We start from the raw sequence: 17,278 nt of genomic DNA on the forward strand, positions 1-17,278 counted from the left end.
TTTCACAGCTTTACACGATCCTACAATCACATCTCCGGCATCGGCGGGGCTTTGCCACCGGCCAGGCATCACCTAAAGGCATCACTCAGCGAACCGTTTTGCAATTGGGAACAATACTCGACCCTGACAGGTATTTTGCGCACATTGGCCCTAACTTGGTCTCATTTCTTGGTTAGCTGTCGTACCAACGAGAGCGAGCAGGGATTTCAGACATGAGTATTTCAAGCACAGAATTGTCGAACAGTTCTTGGTTCAGAATTGGCGTAGTGTTCAGTTTCTGCACGACTATTTTCGTCAGTGCCTGCCTCTTGTTTTTCGTGCAACCGCTATTTGCCAAGCTCGTTCTGCCACAAATAGGCGGTGCACCAGCGGTTTGGACAACTGCAATGTTGTTTTTCCAAGTGGTTCTGATCGTGGGCTACATTTACGCCCATTTTCTGACAAAATGGCTGCCGTTGCGCTGGCAACTCGTTACACATTTGGCATTTTGGTTGGTCGCTCTGACGTTCCTGCCGCTTTCGATCAGCGAAAGCTGGAGTTATGATGCGTCCAACTCAACCGCACTGCAAACCCTTGAATTGTTTGCCTTGGGTGTCGGCTTGCCGTTTGCAGTTCTGTCTGCCAACGCGCCTTTGTTACAAGCATGGTATGCGCGTTCGGGAGGCCCTTCTGCAGACGACCCCTACTTTCTCTATAGCGCCAGCAATGTGGGGTCATTGCTGGCACTGCTGGCTTTCCCGCTGTTGGCCGATCCCTTTTGGGGCGCCCGAGAAACCAGCAATCTGTGGTTCCTTGGGTTCGTAGTTTTTGGCGGACTGCTTTTGATAAGCGGCCTTGTGGCCATCCGCGGATCAGGCGGATCACTTGGTCCAGTCGCCGCAAATATCTCATACAGCAGTCCAAAATTGAGGCAGATTGCAACCTGGGTTGTTATCGCCTTCATCCCGTCATCTTTGATGCTCTCCTTTACGACGAAGGTCAGCACAGATTTGGGATCGATTCCGCTAATCTGGGTTGTACCTCTGGCGACTTACATTCTGTCGTTTGTTTTTGCTTTCGCCAAATGGAAGAAGTTGAGCGCAGAAAGCTTGCGTATCCCAATGATCCTGGCGTTGGCCGTGGGTGTTGTACTGTTGTCCAACCTGATCAAGCAGCACTCTGCGCCCGTTATCATCCTAATCTACGTTCCCGTGCTATTCGTAATCGCCCTTTATGCGCACAGGTTGCTGTACGAAATGCGACCACCGGCAGAGCAATTGACCGTGTTCTACATTGCCCTTTCAGTAGGAGGAGCAATTGGTGGGCTGTTCAACTCGATCGTGGCACCTTTTGCATTCGTTCACGAAATCGAAGCGCAGCTGACGCTTATATTTGCGGGTGGATTACTGTTGCTGACAAAGGCCTCATTTACGCCGCGAAATCTGGCAATAGGCCTGTTGGGGAGTTACCCACTGCTCGTCATTTTTGGTGTGTTCGGCGATATCAAACCACTTGGAGAAGGGGTCTTGCGCTTGGTCGTCGCAACCGCAGTTTTGGTCACCATACTGATCCTGTTTCGAAACAGTCCGACACGTATTGCCGTACTTGTTATGGTTCTCATGCTGCCAGCCATCGCGCCCAAGGATAACGCTATTTTTCAAGACCGAAGCTTCTTTGGCACTCACACAGTTTATTCCTCCACAGGATACCGGATTTACCAGAATGGAACGACGTTGCATGGCTGGCAGCGAGTAGAGGACTTCGGCAAGCGACCAACCCCTTTGTCCTATTACCACCCAGAAGGTCCAATGGCTCAGGTAATCACGTCAGAATTCGGACGTCAGTCCGATAGCATTGGCATCGTCGGTCTGGGTACCGGAGCTCTGGCCTGCTACAAGCTGCCGTCTCAGCAGTGGGTCTTCTTCGAAATCGACGCCATGGTCGACAGTGTAGCGCGAGATCCGTCGATGTTCACCTACATCTCGGAATGTGCACCAACATCCGAAACTTACCTTGGTGATGCGCGGATCGTATTGGCACAAAATCCCTTCGCGTTCGATATTCTGGTACTGGACGCATACAGTTCAGATGCAATTCCGCTGCATCTCATCACAAAAGAAGCCGTCGAGATGTATGTAGAACGTCTGACTGATGACGGGGTTTTGGTGTTTCACGTCTCAAACCGATACTATGATCTGACGCCCCCCCTGGCACGCATTGCGGATACTCTTGGGCTATTTGCCGCCTATCAGTTTCAGGAAATCGAGAATGAGCAAAGCATTCGTACTGGCGCATCGTCATCCGATGTTGTCATTATCAGTCCGGACAAGTCCAGAATTGATAGTTTTGTCGAGAACGGACAGTGGCAATTGGTCGTTTCAGGCAACGCTGAGCCATGGACTGACGACAAAGCAAACCTTTTGTCTGCGCTCAAGCTGCTTAAAGACGAGGACACTTCGAACTAACGTTTTCTCGAGCCTCCCGCACACATTGGCGCCTCCATCTGGTTTGGGGGCGCACAGCCATTGGCCCAGCCGTTTCTTTCGACGTGCTTCATCGCTACTGGCATCGACGAGGGTTTGGCGTTAGAGGTGCGCCAGCAAAGGACGCCGACATGCTGAAAACCCGCATCATTCCCTGTCTGGATGTCGCCGATGGCCGCGTGGTCAAAGGTGTGAACTTCGTAGGCCTGCGCGATGCAGGTGACCCGGTAGAATCGGCCAAGGCCTATGATGCCGCAGGCGCTGATGAAATCTGTTTTCTGGACATCCATGCCACGCATGAAAATCGCGGCACCATGTTCGATGTGGTTCAGCGCACGGCTGAGCAGTGCTTTGTGCCGCTAACCGTCGGCGGAGGCGTTCGTACCAAAGATGATGTGCGTGCACTGCTATTGGCCGGCGCTGACAAGGTCAGTTTCAACTCGGCTGCCGTGGCCAATCCGGATGTCGTCGCCGAAGCAGCGGACCAGTTCGGCAGCCAGTGCATCGTCTGCGCCATCGACGCCAAGACCGTCAGCCCCGGCAAATGGGAAATCTTCACCCACGGTGGCCGCAAACCCACCGGAATCGACGCCGTCGAGTTTGCCAAAACGGTCGTCGGCAAGGGCGCCGGAGAGATTCTGCTGACATCAATGGACCGCGACGGCACCAAGGCCGGGTTCAACTTGCCGCTAACCCGTGCGATCTCGGATGCGGTGGACGTTCCTGTAATTGCTTCCGGCGGCGTCGGCAATCTGGACCATCTGGTCGAAGGCGTTACGGAAGGCGGTGCAAGCGCAGTTTTGGCCGCGTCAATTTTCCACTTCGGCGAGTACTCTATTCGCGAGGCCAAGGAACACATGGCCGCCGCAGGTATTCCGATGAGGCTGACATGAACATCCTGCACGATCTGGCCGCAACGATTGAAGCCCGCAAAGGAACCGACCCCGACTCCAGCTGGACTGCAAAACTTCTGGCGAAAGGTCCGGAAAAATGCGCCGAGAAATTCGGCGAGGAAGCAATCGAAGCGATCATCGAAGCCGTCAAAGGCGATCGGGAAAAACTGACGTCTGAGGCTGCTGATGTGCTCTATCACCTGCTGGTCATGCTTGCCGCGCGGGATGTGGCGCTGGACGATGTGCTTGCCGAACTGGCCCACCGCCAAGGGACCAGTGGAATCGCTGAAAAAGCGTCTCGCCCCAAGGGTTAAACGCGCGGGTTCCGTCCTGCCACCCTGCCCTGTATAGTCAGGGATCAGTGTGACACGGAGCGAGGGACGCGGGAATGACCAGGGCTTTGGCCTTCGTAATGGCTTTGCTTTCCATTTTGACGATTGCCGCCTGTTCTGCGCCACCGCGAGCCACCGGTGATGAGGTTCAAAGGCTGGCGACAGAAATCCGCAGCCTTGGTCCTGATATCGACCCGGAAGAGGCAGACCGTGCCGCGCGTATTGCTTATTCCTACACTGCGCAGCTGGTGCAGGAATATGAAATCACCGATCCGCCGTTGATCCACAATGCCAAGGTAAACAAGGGCCTGCGGCCGCGTGGATTGTGCTGGCATTGGGCCGAGGACATCGAGCGCCGACTGAAGCAGGAAGACTTCGAGACGTTGGAATTGCATCGGGCGATCGCCAACGCTGACAACCCGTTTCGAATCGACCACAGCACCGCCATTATCAGCCGCAAGGGCGAGACGATGTATGACGGCGTGGTTCTGGACCCATGGCGTTATGGCGGGGTTTTGTATTGGTCACCGCTTGTTGAAGACACCCGATACGAGTGGGTGCCGCGCGAAGTTGTTCTGGAAAAACGCCGCCTTGAACAGGTGGCTCGGCTGAAGCCTCTGCCCGGTTCGTAAGCGATCACAGCTTGGACGAAATCACACCCGTGGCGAACCCACCCATGCGAAGCTCACCGAACAGCCTCTGATATTCGATTTTGGGACACCGGTTCATTACCACGTCAACGCCGCGCGCCTGCGCTTTGGCCGCCGCCTCGGGGTGCTCAACGCCGATCTGCATCCAAATCGTTCGCAGGTTCGGAAATGTGGAAAGGGCTTCGTCGACAATTGGTGGGACAGCCTCAGATCGACGAAAAATATCCACCATATCAACAGGTTCAGAGATATCCCCTAGTGACGCGCGAACTGTTTGACCAAACAACTCGGCCCCGGCGTGTCCTGGGTTCACAGGAATGACCTTATACCCTTTCAGCGACAGATATCGCGCAACGTAGTAACTGGGCCGTACGGGATTCATCGAAACGCCAACCACGGCAATAACCTTGGTGCTGCGCAGGATGTCTTTCAGGATGCTGTCCGTGTAATCCGTCATGGGCACACCCTAGACGGGGCGCGGAAAAGAAAAAAGCGCTCAGGTCGAACCTGAGCGCCAGTTGTTGGAACGAGGGACAGTGAAATGACCCGCGGCAGTTCCGTTCCGCGGTCACTGTGACATTTAAGCATGGGATCTGAGAAAAAAAGAGGTGTTTCGCATTTTTGTGATGACAGGCCGAAAATAGCGGAAAGTCGCCTATTGATGATACAGCACAACCGGCCAGTGTTCCTCGGCCATTTGAATGTACTCAGCGCGGTCATCGTTCCACAACCGCTCGATCTCGGGCGAATGTGTCAGGTACAACCGACCGTCAACCACATCCCACAGCATCGGATCCGTGCTGATCAACTCACCTTGAGCCATTGCATAAGCGCAGTATCCGCCAAACTGAGGCGCATAGGCGCGCGGATTGCTTTCGAACAGATCACGGTTCTCGGCAGACGCAAAATGCCACTCGGCGCCTTTCCAAATGACGGAGTATTCCGGTAGCCCCCGGACCGGGGTTCCACCTCTGAAATACGAGACCGGGTCATAACCGGCCATGACCGCGCCATCCGTCTCAAAATAAACAGGCATGTCCTGCGCGTGAGCGGCAGGAAGAAACGCAGCGGCGGCTATTGCACCAATAATGATTCGTCTGGTTGGCATCGCGTGTTCACGGTTACAAAATCAGGGTATCAAGATGCAATCTTTTGTCGCACGGAACACCCCTATTAACGTGGTTGTGAACGCTTGTGTCGCACCAGCCCCCTGTCAATCGAAGATATCTTCAACAACATCCCAAGCTTCGTCGAAGACGCGCGCAAAAACGCCCTTTTTCTTCTTTTTCTTTTTCTGGGGCGTAGGCTTGTAGGTGTCGCGCTTCGCCTTGCCTTCGGTCAGCTTGTGCTTTGGGACCATTTTGAGGTCGTGCAAAGGCGCTCCGCAGCTGGAGCAACTGAGTTCATGACGTTGCTTCCCCTTCAGAACCAACGCTGCGCGCGTTCCGCAGTAACAGCAGGTAGCGATTTTGGACGGGCTGGAAATGGGACTCTCCTGTCTATCGATGCCTTGAAGCATATAAGGCAATTGCGGCAGCATTTGAGACGTTGAGCGAACCAAAACCTCCGGCTGCGTCGATTTTCACCAGTTGATCAACGGTTTCCTTGGTCTTTTGCCGCAACCCCGGCCCTTCGGCGCCCAGCACCAGCGCCACAGGTTGGTCCAGCTTGCCGCCCAACGCGGTTTCGATAGTTGCTTCTGCTTCCCCGTCCAGGCCCAAAACCAGAAAGCCCATATTCTGCAATTCGACGACCGCATCCGCCAGATTGCGCACACGTAAATAAGGCTGACGCTCCAACGCACCACTTGCCGTTTTTGCCAACGCGCCCGTTTCCGGTGCCGAATGATGGCGTGTTCCGATCACCGCGCTGGCCCCCAGCACTTCGGCCGAACGTAGAATCGCCCCAACGTTATGCGGGTCGGTAACACGGTCCAGCAGGATGACGCGCGGATGCGCGCGCCCGATGCAGTTCTCAGCCAACCCACCCCAATCCAACGGTTTGACCTCAAGCGCAGCACCTTGGTGAACCGAGCCCGGGTCAATCGGCGCGGTGAATTTGCGCGGGTCGACCATTTCAGTCTCAATCCCTGCAAATTCAATGGCTTCCGACAGCTTATCCCGCGCGTTACGCGTCACGATCAGATGGAGTTTTTGCCTTTTCGGGTTCATCAACGCGTCCCGAACGGCATGCAAACCGAACAGCCACACAGTTTCGGACGCGGCAGCTTTGCGCGCCTGTTCCTTTTCAACGACCCACTTAGGTTTCTTCATTTCTTGGGCCTCCGGGCCGGGATTTCGGTTTCCTGCGTCAAAGCGAAATTTTCCTGTTGACGCTCCTTCAAGGCGCTAGTAATCACGCCTCCACGTCAGGTGCAACGCCTGACAGTGGGCGACAGGCCGCAAGGTGTGGCAGGGGACTGTAACTCCCTCGCGGAGACGCACGCCTGGTTCGATTCCAGGGTCGCCCACCACTTCTTCAAGCAATTGAAAGACTTGGTGTGTTTTTCTTACGAGAAAAGCGCTCGCTATCCAATCCACGGTTTGCACGGACCATTTTGCCAAAGCTCGTTGCAATCGTTCTCCATGAATTTCCCCCAAATTGAAGTCAAAAGCTGGATTTGCCGCAAGCGCGCGGACCGATGCTGAGCCGCGGACTAAACATCAGCTTGGAATCAAAAGCAGACAAGTTGCCGGGGATGAGGCCATCTGATCGGAGCGGTTGCAGCGTCACATGGACGCGCGCACCTAGTTCCGAGACAAACCGCTTTCCACTAATTGGGCAGGCAATCCCATTCTTGTGCGACTTTCTCACCTCTGACGGCCAACAGCGTCCCGAACTGATTCATCACAGCCTCGCTTTGGGTCGGGCGCAGCAACGCGATATCGCCGGCGGCGACGGCGGCCATAACTGGTCCGGTCCAGACCTCTTGGTTGCTGGACCGGCCAAACACTCTGGAATAGCCGAAGCCATCGGGAAAGACTGGTTCAGCCAGAAAGTGTCCACCGAATACCGCAATATCCGTTTTGTTCCTTGGTAAAAAATCCAGGCCAGGCAGGGCGTTTGCGGGCATCGTTTTGAGGATTGGCGTGGCGATGAACGCCGCTGGCTGAAATGCTTGCGTTGAAGCGTGGTCGAAATCGCCGGGCTTGACCAGAACCGAACCGAAAGCGACCTCGTTTGCCGCGCCATTTGCGAGGTAGGATTGAAAGGTCAGGCTGCCGCCCGTGTTCAAGCACATGCCGGACCCGGCGTTTGGCAACGCGGACACAGCCGCGTTAAACGCGTCAGAGCTGGTCCTCGCCGCCCGCTTGCGCAGAATACCCGGTAGCCTGGCCAGATGCGCCTCGTACCCCATAACCCCGGCAAGCTGGCCGTTAGGATGTGCGGCGATACGTTGTGCGACCTCTGACACGCGCTCGGGCCGAATTCCACCACGGTGCAGGCCGATATCAAGTTCAAGCGAGAATCGCAGACACAGCTGCCGGTCTGAAGCCAGAGCCAGATACTCTCCAAGTCGCGCCGGAGTGTCGATCAACCATTGGACGCGCTTGGCGGCATCTGGATTCGACGACAGCAGGCTCGCGGCAGAGCTGACGGGCAATGGCTTACCGATCAGATGATCCGTCTCGGGCTCAGCCGTCAAAAGCGCCTGAAGCATCGGCTTGGAAAACGTCATCAGGCCAGAGGCTGGGATTTGCGCTCGAATGTGATCCAGCAATGGCAGGCAGGGCAACGACTTGGCGACCAGACGGCGCGCCAGCCCTGTGTCCGCGCTGCCCTGCGCCACGGCGCAATTGGCATCCAGCAGATCCAAATCCACAACGAATACGGGCTTGTCCACACCATGTGACCGCAGAGTATCAGACAGGTTTTTCAGATAGGTCTCATTCATGGCCGAAACAGCCTGGCAAGCGCGGGGGTCAGGAACTTACCTGTCGGATCAAGCTGTTCTCGCAATTCACAAAACCGGTCAAAGTCCGGGTAGAGCGCGGACAGCTCTTTATGGGTCAAGTTGTGCAGTTTGCCCCAATGCGGTCGGCCCCCGGCTTCGACAAAAAGCGGTTCGAGTGCTTCGAAATATGCCTGGTGATCCTCAGCCGCGTCGGTGTGGACGGCAATGGATATGCGCGGCCCGCCCTGAAACGGCGACAAGCAGGCCGTGTCTCCTGCCGTCTGACGAACCTCAATCGGGAAATAGATGTCCTTGTGGTCTCGGTGCAGGCGACTCAGAACCACTTGCAGCACGTCACCGGCTACGTCAGGCGGCAGATGATACTCCATTTCCTTGAACGGGATACGCCGATCGCTGCACAGGACACGCCAGCTTTCGCCGACATAGTCTTCGTCGGATTGAGCAAGTGTCAGCAGTTTCAGGATCGCTGCGCGCAAGCCTTCGCTGACCCGTCCCGCAGCGCGCGCCAGTTTCAGCACTTTCACGGCGATCATATCCAGATCAAGCGGCGCTTTGCCTTCAGGTGCCTCGGTCAAGGCGTGTCGCAGTTCCACAGTCTTTCCCGTAAACGGGATATAGAAAAACTCGAAATTCCGATTGTCCGCCCATTTCTGGTGCATCGTGGCCAAGCTTTCTTCGACCGATGCCAACTGTACCTGGCGACGCAAGTTGTATTTCGGTACGACCGAGATTTCCGCCTCGGTCAAAACCCCCAACATGCCCAGCGTGACCTGCGCCATCTCAAGCGCAATATCGTTGGTGGACAGGATATCCCCATCCGCACCGACCAACTTGGCTGCGGTGATTTCCGCCGCCAAGCACGGAAGCCCGCGACCGGTTCCATGGGTCGCGGTCGCAACTGCACCCGCCAAGGATTGTGCGTTGATATCCCCGAGGTTGCGGAAAGCCAGCCCCTGATCCGCCAGCGCCGGAGACAGATCACGCAACCGCGCATTGGCGTTGACCCAGATACGGTCCTCGGTCACTTCACCCAGCGTGGGCAGGTCGAGCCCCGAAAGGTCCAGTATCCGGTCTCCGCCGGCGACAATCGGTGTGAACGAATGACCGGCGCCCAAAACGCGCATGGATTGGGGCTGCGCAACCGCCTGCTGCAGTTCCGCAATTGTCGACGGTCGCGCGATTGGTGTGTCGGCGCGCTGGTTTCCGGCCCAGTTGGTCCACATGTGAGTTCTCCTCCGAGTGAGAGGATTGCAGCACATGTGACACGAAACAAGTCAGGAAAACAGAAGCTTACCCTACGGGAGCTTTGTCAGGCCGCAGCCACCCGTTGCGCTGTGACGCGGTCGAACCATGCGGTGATACTTACAAGATCTGACTCGATCTGTTCCGCGGCCCCGCCAGTGAATTCGTCGAATTTTTCTTTGTTCAGACCGTTCACACCAACCAACACAGGAATGTCCTGAGCCAATGCCTCGGCGATCACAGGTCGAAATCCGCGCCCGTCAGCCTCATGCTTGCCGAATTTGTTGATGATCAGCAGATGCGGGGCATCGGCCAAAGATGCGGTCACATATCCCACGGCTTGTTCCAGTGCGGCCGGGTCCAGACGACATCCGCGCGACTGTTCGCCCAGGGACTGTGAGATCCGAATGGTCTCTCCTTCCGGCAAGACCCGGACATCCATGTCGCATTTGCTGCTGTCGGCGCACTCAGTGTTGGTTTGCACCACGCCTGCCAGGCTCGCACCTTTTGACAGCAGGTGCTCGGCAACCGCGCTCAGCAGCCGGTCGGTTGCGCCGCGATCAGTGGTGGTGACATAGGCCAGATACATCGAAGGACCCCTTGGTACAAAATTGTGACATTCCAGATAGCACGCAAGTGCCTGCCCGACCACTCCCCTGCGTTAAGGCAACGGAGAAAGTCCGATTACAGATGCGTGCAGGTGAAGCAGAACCATAAAGATGGCGATGGAGGTCAGCCAGACCCAACGGCGCGGCCACGGGCGCGGCGCGCGCAGTGAAAACCTCGCCGTATTGCGGGACAGGCGCGTCCATTCCATGCCCATCTCACGCTCTTTTCTGCGGTCGATCAAAGCCATACCCAGTGCGGCAAAGCCCGCAAAAAGACCAAACAGGATAACGTGGGACAGGCTGCCATTGGCCAGCAAATGCGCACCGGCCCACAGCATCAACGCGGCAAGTATCGGATGGCGAGTGGTGCGAAGGAGGCCGGGGTTTTCCGGATCGAACGCGCGATGCCCCAGCCCACCAAAGGAAAACGGGTTTTGGATGGACAGGCCTGCGACAGCCAGCCAGCACACGACCGGCATCACCAACAGAGGTGCCCAGCGAAAGATACCGAGTGGCGGGATGACCTCGACATAGGGCGCTTGTGCCGCTGCCACGATCAACCAGGCAAGTACCAGCAGCGACAATGCGGAATACGCCGCAAAGTAACCTCTGCGCCCCAAGGATTCGATCAGCCGCCCGCGTACTCCGGGACGCACGGGTATGGCGTGACTGACAAGAAATGTGATCAGTGCTGCGAGGAAAAAGGCCCAACCGGTCATAGTATTCTCCGAACGTGTTCGCCGGGGTTTAACGCCCTGTCCCGACATGGTCCTTGTCCGAAATCAAGTGCAGGCAAAGGGGCGACCGCGCCGCCCCTGCCCTGTTTACAGTCCCAGCGCCTTGCGCTGTTCTTCGGCAAACCCCTGGACGATACGGTCGGCAACCAGCGCAAGGATGGCCATTGCAGCCCCGGCAGAGATCCCCAGACCTACATCTGCCTGCCCCAATGCCAGATAGATCGACTGACCAAGACCGGTGGTTCCGATCAAAGCGGCGATCACCAGCATGGCGAAGGCGTAGAGGATGGTTTGGTTCAGCCCCAGCAAGATGGTTGGCGCGGCATAGGGCGCGCGCACATCGCGCATGATCTGCCACTCGGTCGCACCGCTGGAGATTGCAGCCTCCATCATCTCATCCGGCGTGTTCACCAAGCCGTGCCGCGTGTAACGGACCATCGGAACGATTGCATAAGCACAGATCGCCAGAAAGGCCGAGAACTCGCCGATCTGAAACACCATCAACACCGGGATCAGGAAGACGAACAGAGGGATCGTCTGCAACATGTCACAAATCGGACGGACGATTTTCCAAACCGGCGACCAAACCGCGCTGGCCAATCCGATCAGCCCGCCGACTACGGCGCAGGAAAACACTGCAGCACCGCTGAGATAAAGCGACAAAAGCGCTCTTTCCCAAAGGCCCGATACAAGAATGGTGCACAGCAGCCCCACCGACAGCACCGCCAACCGCCAACCGCCCGCAACATAGCTTAGCGCAGCAGCGCCGGTCAGAACGAAAGGCCATGGCAGGTTCGAGATGCCGGTTTCGAGCATGCCGATCAGGATTAGCACGACTAAACCTCCGGTCAGGTGACCACGCCACGCCATCAGCGCGGCGATGACACCTGCGGCGGCGAAGAGGCCGTAGCTCATGCCTGCTGTCCACTGGAAACCCCATGTGAACGGCAGAACAGCTTGGTCCAATCCGATCCGCAACGGCAGTAGCACATAGAACAATGAGTTGTTCTTGAGCGCGTCCAGCCATGGGCCATTGGTCTGCGTAAAGGCGGTCAGGCCACTGTCCACAGCCTCGGCCACCGGGTCCAAAAGGGTCAACTCGGACGGGTTCGGCAGCCATGCCCAGAAGGCGGCGGTGAACAAGGCGGTGAAACCCAACACCGCCCAGACGACCCGTTGATCAAACCGTTTGCGCTCGGTCGCCAGCGTGCCGCTCATCCGGTCGATCACCACAGCAAAGACAACGATAACCAGACCAGCCAGCAGCGACTCGCCAAACTGGGCCTTGCGCATGGTCAGCAGGACTTCCCAGCCGATGTCGTTGAAGCCACCGATAACGGCGGCGATGATGACCATCGACAGTGCGGCCATAAGACATTGGTTGACACCCACCATGATCTGTGTGGCCGCTGCCGGGATTTCGACCTGAAACAGCTGCTGAAACCGGGTACCGCCGGACATGATGGCGGCCTCTTTGATCTCGGGCTCGACCCGTTCCAGACCCAGCATCGCGTTACGGGCCATTGGCGGGGCTGCATAAATGGCCGAGGCGATCAAGCCTACCACCGGGCCAAAGCCGAACAGAAGCAACAGCGGTGTCAGATAAGCAAAGGTCGGAACCGTCTGCATCACGTCCAGAACCGCCTGAACAAAGGACTTCACGCGCGGAACTTCGTTCGCAAGGATGCCGATGGCACCACCCACGATCAACGCGACGGGCACCGAAACAGCGACCAGAGCCAGTGTATTCATACTCTCGGCCCAGTAGCCCGAAGCCAGCACGAAACAGAGGCCAAAGAAGCCAAGCGCCGCCATCGGCAAGCCGCCCAGATACCAGCCCAGCGCCGTCACCAGACCAATAAGGATGGGCCAAGGCGTATTTCCCAACACGAAATTGGCCGCGTTCATGGGATAGGCCATCAGGTCGGAAAACAACCGCATCGCTGGTTTGATGCCGTTCAGAAACCAGTCCAGAAACGCTCCAACCCATTGTGTCGCGGGCAGTTCCCACGCTGCGGGCCACTTGACCAGCCACGGCGCGACATCTTCCAGCGCCAAGCAAATGGCTCCGACAACAACGGTGATCAGTGCGGCCTTAGCACCTATTGTAAGATGCGACACCTGTTGCGATGGGATATCCGTGACGGCGGTCATGTCTCGTCCACCTGCAAGGCCGCGGCCAGGTCCGACGGATGAACCGTCCCGACAATGTTGCCAGCCTCATCGCGCACCGGCACGGGCTCATATAGCTCCATGCAATGCGCCAGTGCGGCGTCCAAAGTCATTGATGTGGTCAGGCCCGGATCGTCCGGCCCACGTTGGTCGTCATCCCGCATGACCGAAGCGACCTTGGCGTGCTGGCCCTTCGCCACGTCCTTCGAAAACTCTCGGACATAGTCGTCGACCGGGCGCAGGACAATATCAGTAGGCGTACCGATCTGCACAATCTTGCCATCCCGCATAATGGCGATGCGGTCGGCTAATTTCAGGGCTTCTTGTATATCGTGAGTGATGAAGACGATAGATTTCTTGAGCGTCGCCTGAATGCGCAGGAATTCGTCCTGCAACTGGCGGCGGATCAGAGGGTCTAGGGCCGAAAACGGTTCATCTAGAAACCAGATATCGGGGTTTACGGCCAAGGACCGCGCGATCCCCACGCGCTGACGCTGACCACCGGAAAGCTGACGGGGAAAGCTGTCCTCACGCCCCTCCAGTCCGACAAGCGTGATGACTTCTTGCGCACGAGCCAGACGTTCCTTTTTGCCAACGCCCTGCACGCGCAGCGGGTAAGCCACGTTCTCGGCAACCGTCATATGTGGAAAAAGGCCGAAATGCTGGAACACCATGCCCAGCTTTTTGCGCCGCAATTCGGTTAGCGCTTTTTTCGATGCGCCAATGACGTTTTCACCATCGACCCGAATTTCCCCACCCGTTCCCGGCAGCAACTGAGAAATACAGCGGATCAGCGTGGATTTACCCGACCCCGACAACCCCATGATGACGAAAAGCTCGCCTTCTTTGACTTCGAAATTTGCGTCCTGAACGGCAGGGATGAACCCGTGTTCGCGCAGATCGGCGGCGGCTTTGTCCGCGTCATTCCCTGACCGAGACAGCGCGTCGGTCAGGGCTTTGTCTGCGCCTTGGCCAAAGACCTGCCAGAGATTCTGGCAGGCGATGGCTGGCGTATTCGCGTCAGTCACTTATGCGAACTCACTGCGTTGCCGCGTCGACAACCGGACGCCACTTGTCTTCGTTCTCGGCCATCCAAGCGGCGACGACCTCTTCGACCTGACCGCCGTCAACGTCGATCGCACCCATCATCGGCTGCTGGTCTTCGACCGCCAGCTGATAGTTGGACAGGATTTCAAAGGCGGCTGGCCATTTGTCTTCCATGCCGTTCCAGCTGGCCTTGAAGATGCGCGAAGGCGAGAAATCGCAGTCGTTCACAGCGTTCGGGTTCGGCCCCCATGCCGGATCGTTAAAGCATGCTTCCTCGCCCGCGGGCAGGTCAACGAACTGCACGTCATAGGCCGACATCGCCCAATGAGGCTGCCAGAAGGTGATCAGCAAAGGCGACTTGCGCTCGGTCGAGGCGCGCAGCTCGGCGATCAGAGCACCTTCGGAACCGGCAGGAACCGCCTTGAACGGAAGCTCAAGACCAACCATGCGGTCCGCGCCCGGTGTACCCCAATCGGCAGGGTAGTCAACCAGACGCCCACCTGGCAAAGTTTCAGCAGTTGCAAAGACTTGCGCGCAGTCCTTCAGCGCTTCCCATGCGGGCAAACCCGGGCACAGTTCGGCCACATGCGCCGGATAGGCGATGCCTTCTTTGGCGTCCAGCCCCAGATCGCCGATCTCGACGACGGTGCCTTCGTCGATCTTCTTGGCGTATTCGTCCGAAACGTTGGACGACCAGATTTCAAGCGTAGCTGTGATGTCGCCGTCCGCGATCGCCTGGAACTGGTTCATCATACCGGCGGTGACGTATTCGACATTGTAGCCCGCAGCCTTCAGCATCTCGCCCGCCACGTGGGTTGTCACGTGCTGACCAGTCCATTCGTTGATCGCCAGTTTTATCGGTTCGTCCACGGCGCCCATTTCGGCGGCATAAGCGGAACCGGCTACCATCATAGCCAAGAGGCTGACACTGAGTTTTTTCATCGACATTCTCCCTGTCTTATTTGTGTACCGTCCGCCTCGGCGCAAACTCTCGCGCCGGTAGGTTCGTCGGACGACAATACCATGTCGCAACATGCACAATTTTAGCCGCAAAAGGGAAGTGAACACTTTGAACCAAGGCGGAATTTTTCACCTCGGACCAAGCTGCAAGTCCCCACCCGCTGCCTTGTGCCGAACACCCGCGCCGCCCGTGTTTTCACCTTTTTCGACGCGGGACATTGATTGACGAGTCAATCACAAACCCGAATCCCCTGTTTTGTCGAGCATTTCTTTCTGCAAACGCCGATTTTTCTGCAGAGTCCCAATCACGACGGCACTAAAAACCCAAAAATGCGCCTGTTTTGAGATCTTGCAACCCACCGCCCGTCGGGCAAACCTGACCGCGGAGGACACAACAGATGCGCCACTTTGAAGAGATATTCACCATTGCAGCCGATCGCCACGGCGGTCCAGCTGCCTTGGAGGCAAAACTGAACAAACCCAAAAGCCCGACCGAGCTTGCGGCCCTGCCAGACGATCGCTGGCTTTCGATCATCACCAAATGCGTCTTTCAGGCCGGGTTCAACTGGAAGGTCATCGAAAACAAATGGGACGGTTTTGAGGCCGCCTTTGATAGGTTCGATGTCGAGCGCTGCGCCTTCATGGATGATGAAAAATTCGACGCTTTGCTTCAGGACAAGCGTATCGTCCGGAATGGAACCAAGATCGCCACGGTTCGCGACAATGCTGCCTTTCTGCTGGAGTTGCGCGAAGAAGGCGGCGCGGGTCAGGTTCTGGGCGGCTGGCCGTCGACCGACTACATCGGGCTTTTGGCGATGTTGGCCAAGCGCGGATCACGCCTGGGTGGGGCCTCGGCCCAGTATGCGATGCGTTTTGCCCGGCGGGACAGCTTTATCCTCTCGCAAGACGTGACTGCGCGATTGGTTGCCGAAGGAGTGGTCGACAAGACTCCGACCTCGAAAAGAGCGATGGCGGCGGTTCAAGAGGCCTTCAATACGTGGATGGATCAATCCAATCGTTCGCTGACAGAAATCAGCCGTGTGTTGGCGATGAGCCTGTGAAAACGGGTTGCAGCGCGGGGCCTTCGCATTAGGCTTGAACTATGGTCCTTCGCATTTTGATGACGCTTCTCTTTCTGTTTGCCGCCTGCGGTCGTCCGCTGACGGATCAGGAACGCGACTTTGCCAGTGTTGTCCAGGGGGAAACACTGAACTTGGATCGCGTGCGTCTGGTTGAGGGTGCTCCGGTCGCGCCAATCACGTTCTACCGCAAAGACCGCCCACGCCTGGCCTGCCGGGAACGTATTCTTCCCCCAACCGAAGAAGGGATCGTCACCGCAAAACCGGCTGCTGTTGCCTTGTTCAACAAGATCTATTTCACAGAGGAATGGTATCTTGAGGACTATATGTCCGACTTTCCAGAGCAAATGGACCTGATTTCCGCGATGTTGCTGGCGCACGAATTGACCCATGTCTGGCAATGGCAGAATCGCAAGACCACCGGATACCACCCCCTACGCGCAGCTGCCGAGCATGGCGGGAACAAGGACCCCTATCAGTTCGATCTGAAGAAATCGCCGGACTTTCTGTCCTATGGGTTCGAGCAACAGGGGGCGATTGTCGAAGAATATGTTTGCTGCCGGGCGCTGGATCCGGCCGCACCGCGAACGCAAAGGCTTCACGAAATGCTGGGTACACATTTCGATCTGTCGCCCCTGCCGGGCGCAGAACGGGAACGTGCCGTTGTCATCCCCTGGAGCGGGGCCAAGGTCGAGGGTATCTGCCGCTAAGGCCAAGTTTCATTGAAGCGTTTGCAGATATGCCACCAGGTCCACAATCGGCTGACTGGTCAGGATCGGCTGGCCATCAGGTGTTTTCATCGAGGTGTCTTGCCCCTCGAAATAGGGGCCATAGACGGGCATCGGGCTACCGTGACTGACCAACGGGTCGCGCCCGTCGATACGCGCCACGACGCGGGCCGTTGGGAAAACGCCATCCTCTCCGGCAAGTTGCGTCAGATCAGTGGGTTGAATGATCAGCACACCAGCCATTGGACCGTGCCCGGTTGCATCAATCCCATGGCACGTGGCGCAATAATGCCCATACAACTCGGCACCTGTTTCCACGTTCTGCGCCACGGCCTGAGACGCCACAGTGGCCAACCCCAAGCAAATAGTCCGGTACAAGGGCCTGATCATCGCATCCTCCTGTCTCGATTGACATTTGCAGGCTTGCCCGTCGGACAGCTTGGCGCAATGAT

General features: G+C 57.1%; 18 protein-coding genes and 1 tRNA gene. 7 read left to right on the top strand and 12 right to left on the bottom strand.

All coding sequences use genetic code 11. The features are described 5' to 3' along the window. Positions 1-386: 386 nt before the first annotated feature. From ACR0AA_RS03855 to ACR0AA_RS03870, 4 genes are all read left to right on the top strand, one after another. Positions 387-2,444 (top strand): fused MFS/spermidine synthase, encoded by a 2,058-nt coding sequence (locus tag ACR0AA_RS03855; RefSeq protein WP_480755475.1) that lies wholly within the window; start codon positions 387-389, stop codon positions 2,442-2,444. Between the two features lie 149 nt (positions 2,445-2,593). Next, positions 2,594-3,355 carry an imidazole glycerol phosphate synthase subunit HisF gene (gene hisF, locus ACR0AA_RS03860; protein ID WP_480662544.1) on the top strand — a complete coding sequence of 254 codons (762 nt, stop codon included), beginning with the start codon at positions 2,594-2,596 and terminating at the stop codon, positions 3,353-3,355. Beyond that, positions 3,352-3,669, top strand: a complete 318-nt coding sequence (locus ACR0AA_RS03865; protein ID WP_480662542.1) for a phosphoribosyl-ATP diphosphatase — start codon at positions 3,352-3,354, stop codon at positions 3,667-3,669. The genes hisF and ACR0AA_RS03865 overlap by 4 nt, the downstream gene beginning before the upstream one ends. Before the next feature lie 74 nt (positions 3,670-3,743). Next, positions 3,744-4,319, top strand: a complete 576-nt coding sequence (locus ACR0AA_RS03870) for a hypothetical protein (protein ID WP_480662540.1) — start codon at positions 3,744-3,746, stop codon at positions 4,317-4,319. A 4-nt stretch (positions 4,320-4,323) separates the two neighbouring features. On the opposite strand, the gene ACR0AA_RS03875 is transcribed toward ACR0AA_RS03870, so the two are convergent. From ACR0AA_RS03875 to rlmB, 4 genes are all read right to left on the bottom strand, one after another. Next, positions 4,324-4,794 (bottom strand): CoA-binding protein, encoded by a 471-nt coding sequence (locus ACR0AA_RS03875; protein WP_480662538.1) that lies wholly within the window; start codon positions 4,792-4,794, stop codon positions 4,324-4,326. A gap of 198 nt (positions 4,795-4,992) precedes the next feature. After that, positions 4,993-5,445: a YHS domain-containing (seleno)protein gene (locus tag ACR0AA_RS03880; protein ID WP_480662536.1), complete on the bottom strand. Its 453-nt coding sequence runs from the start codon at positions 5,443-5,445 to the stop codon at positions 4,993-4,995. A 105-nt stretch (positions 5,446-5,550) separates the two neighbouring features. Further along, complete coding sequence (locus ACR0AA_RS03885) at positions 5,551-5,856, bottom strand: hypothetical protein (RefSeq protein WP_480662534.1); 306 nt, start codon at positions 5,854-5,856, stop codon at positions 5,551-5,553. Continuing rightward, complete coding sequence (rlmB, locus tag ACR0AA_RS03890; RefSeq protein ID WP_480662532.1) at positions 5,837-6,610, bottom strand: 23S rRNA (guanosine(2251)-2'-O)-methyltransferase RlmB; 774 nt, start codon at positions 6,608-6,610, stop codon at positions 5,837-5,839. Before rlmB ends, ACR0AA_RS03885 begins: the two co-directional genes overlap by 20 nt. Before the next feature lie 116 nt (positions 6,611-6,726). Between rlmB and ACR0AA_RS03895 the strand changes: the two genes are divergently transcribed. Next, positions 6,727-6,810 (top strand) — tRNA-Tyr (locus ACR0AA_RS03895). Between the two features lie 300 nt (positions 6,811-7,110). Here ACR0AA_RS03895 and ACR0AA_RS03900 read toward each other — a convergent pair. From ACR0AA_RS03900 to ACR0AA_RS03930, 7 genes are all read right to left on the bottom strand, one after another. Then, on the bottom strand, positions 7,111-8,232 hold the full coding sequence (locus tag ACR0AA_RS03900; RefSeq protein WP_480755476.1) for an alanine racemase: 1,122 nt from the start codon (positions 8,230-8,232) through the stop codon (positions 7,111-7,113). After that, on the bottom strand, positions 8,229-9,476 hold the full coding sequence (locus ACR0AA_RS03905; protein ID WP_480755477.1) for a D-arabinono-1,4-lactone oxidase: 1,248 nt from the start codon (positions 9,474-9,476) through the stop codon (positions 8,229-8,231). Before ACR0AA_RS03905 ends, ACR0AA_RS03900 begins: the two co-directional genes overlap by 4 nt. Positions 9,477-9,562: 86 nt before the next feature. After that, positions 9,563-10,084 (bottom strand): DUF2478 domain-containing protein, encoded by a 522-nt coding sequence (locus ACR0AA_RS03910; protein WP_480662526.1) that lies wholly within the window; start codon positions 10,082-10,084, stop codon positions 9,563-9,565. A 72-nt stretch (positions 10,085-10,156) separates the two neighbouring features. After that, on the bottom strand, positions 10,157-10,822 hold the full coding sequence (locus ACR0AA_RS03915; protein WP_480755478.1) for an NnrU family protein: 666 nt from the start codon (positions 10,820-10,822) through the stop codon (positions 10,157-10,159). 105 nt (positions 10,823-10,927) lie between these two features. Further along, a complete protein-coding gene (locus tag ACR0AA_RS03920; protein WP_480755479.1) occupies positions 10,928-12,994 on the bottom strand; it encodes an ABC transporter permease in 2,067 nt (688 codons plus the stop codon). After that, a complete protein-coding gene (locus ACR0AA_RS03925; RefSeq protein ID WP_480755480.1) occupies positions 12,991-14,040 on the bottom strand; it encodes a quaternary amine ABC transporter ATP-binding protein in 1,050 nt (349 codons plus the stop codon). Before ACR0AA_RS03925 ends, ACR0AA_RS03920 begins: the two co-directional genes overlap by 4 nt. A 10-nt stretch (positions 14,041-14,050) precedes the next feature. Next, positions 14,051-15,001 (bottom strand): ABC transporter substrate-binding protein, encoded by a 951-nt coding sequence (locus tag ACR0AA_RS03930; protein ID WP_480662518.1) that lies wholly within the window; start codon positions 14,999-15,001, stop codon positions 14,051-14,053. A 416-nt stretch (positions 15,002-15,417) separates the two neighbouring features. Between ACR0AA_RS03930 and ACR0AA_RS03935 the strand changes: the two genes are divergently transcribed. Further along, complete coding sequence (locus ACR0AA_RS03935) at positions 15,418-16,080, top strand: DNA-3-methyladenine glycosylase I (protein WP_480755481.1); 663 nt, start codon at positions 15,418-15,420, stop codon at positions 16,078-16,080. 41 nt (positions 16,081-16,121) lie between these two features. Then, positions 16,122-16,808 carry a hypothetical protein gene (locus ACR0AA_RS03940; RefSeq protein ID WP_480755482.1) on the top strand — a complete coding sequence of 229 codons (687 nt, stop codon included), beginning with the start codon at positions 16,122-16,124 and terminating at the stop codon, positions 16,806-16,808. A 9-nt stretch (positions 16,809-16,817) separates the two neighbouring features. Here the strand turns inward: ACR0AA_RS03940 and ACR0AA_RS03945 are convergent, their stop codons facing one another. Continuing rightward, positions 16,818-17,216 (bottom strand): c-type cytochrome, encoded by a 399-nt coding sequence (locus ACR0AA_RS03945; RefSeq protein ID WP_480755483.1) that lies wholly within the window; start codon positions 17,214-17,216, stop codon positions 16,818-16,820. Positions 17,217-17,278 lie beyond the last annotated feature (62 nt).

The sequence above is a fragment of the Ruegeria sp. CE8 genome, assembly GCF_056537465.1.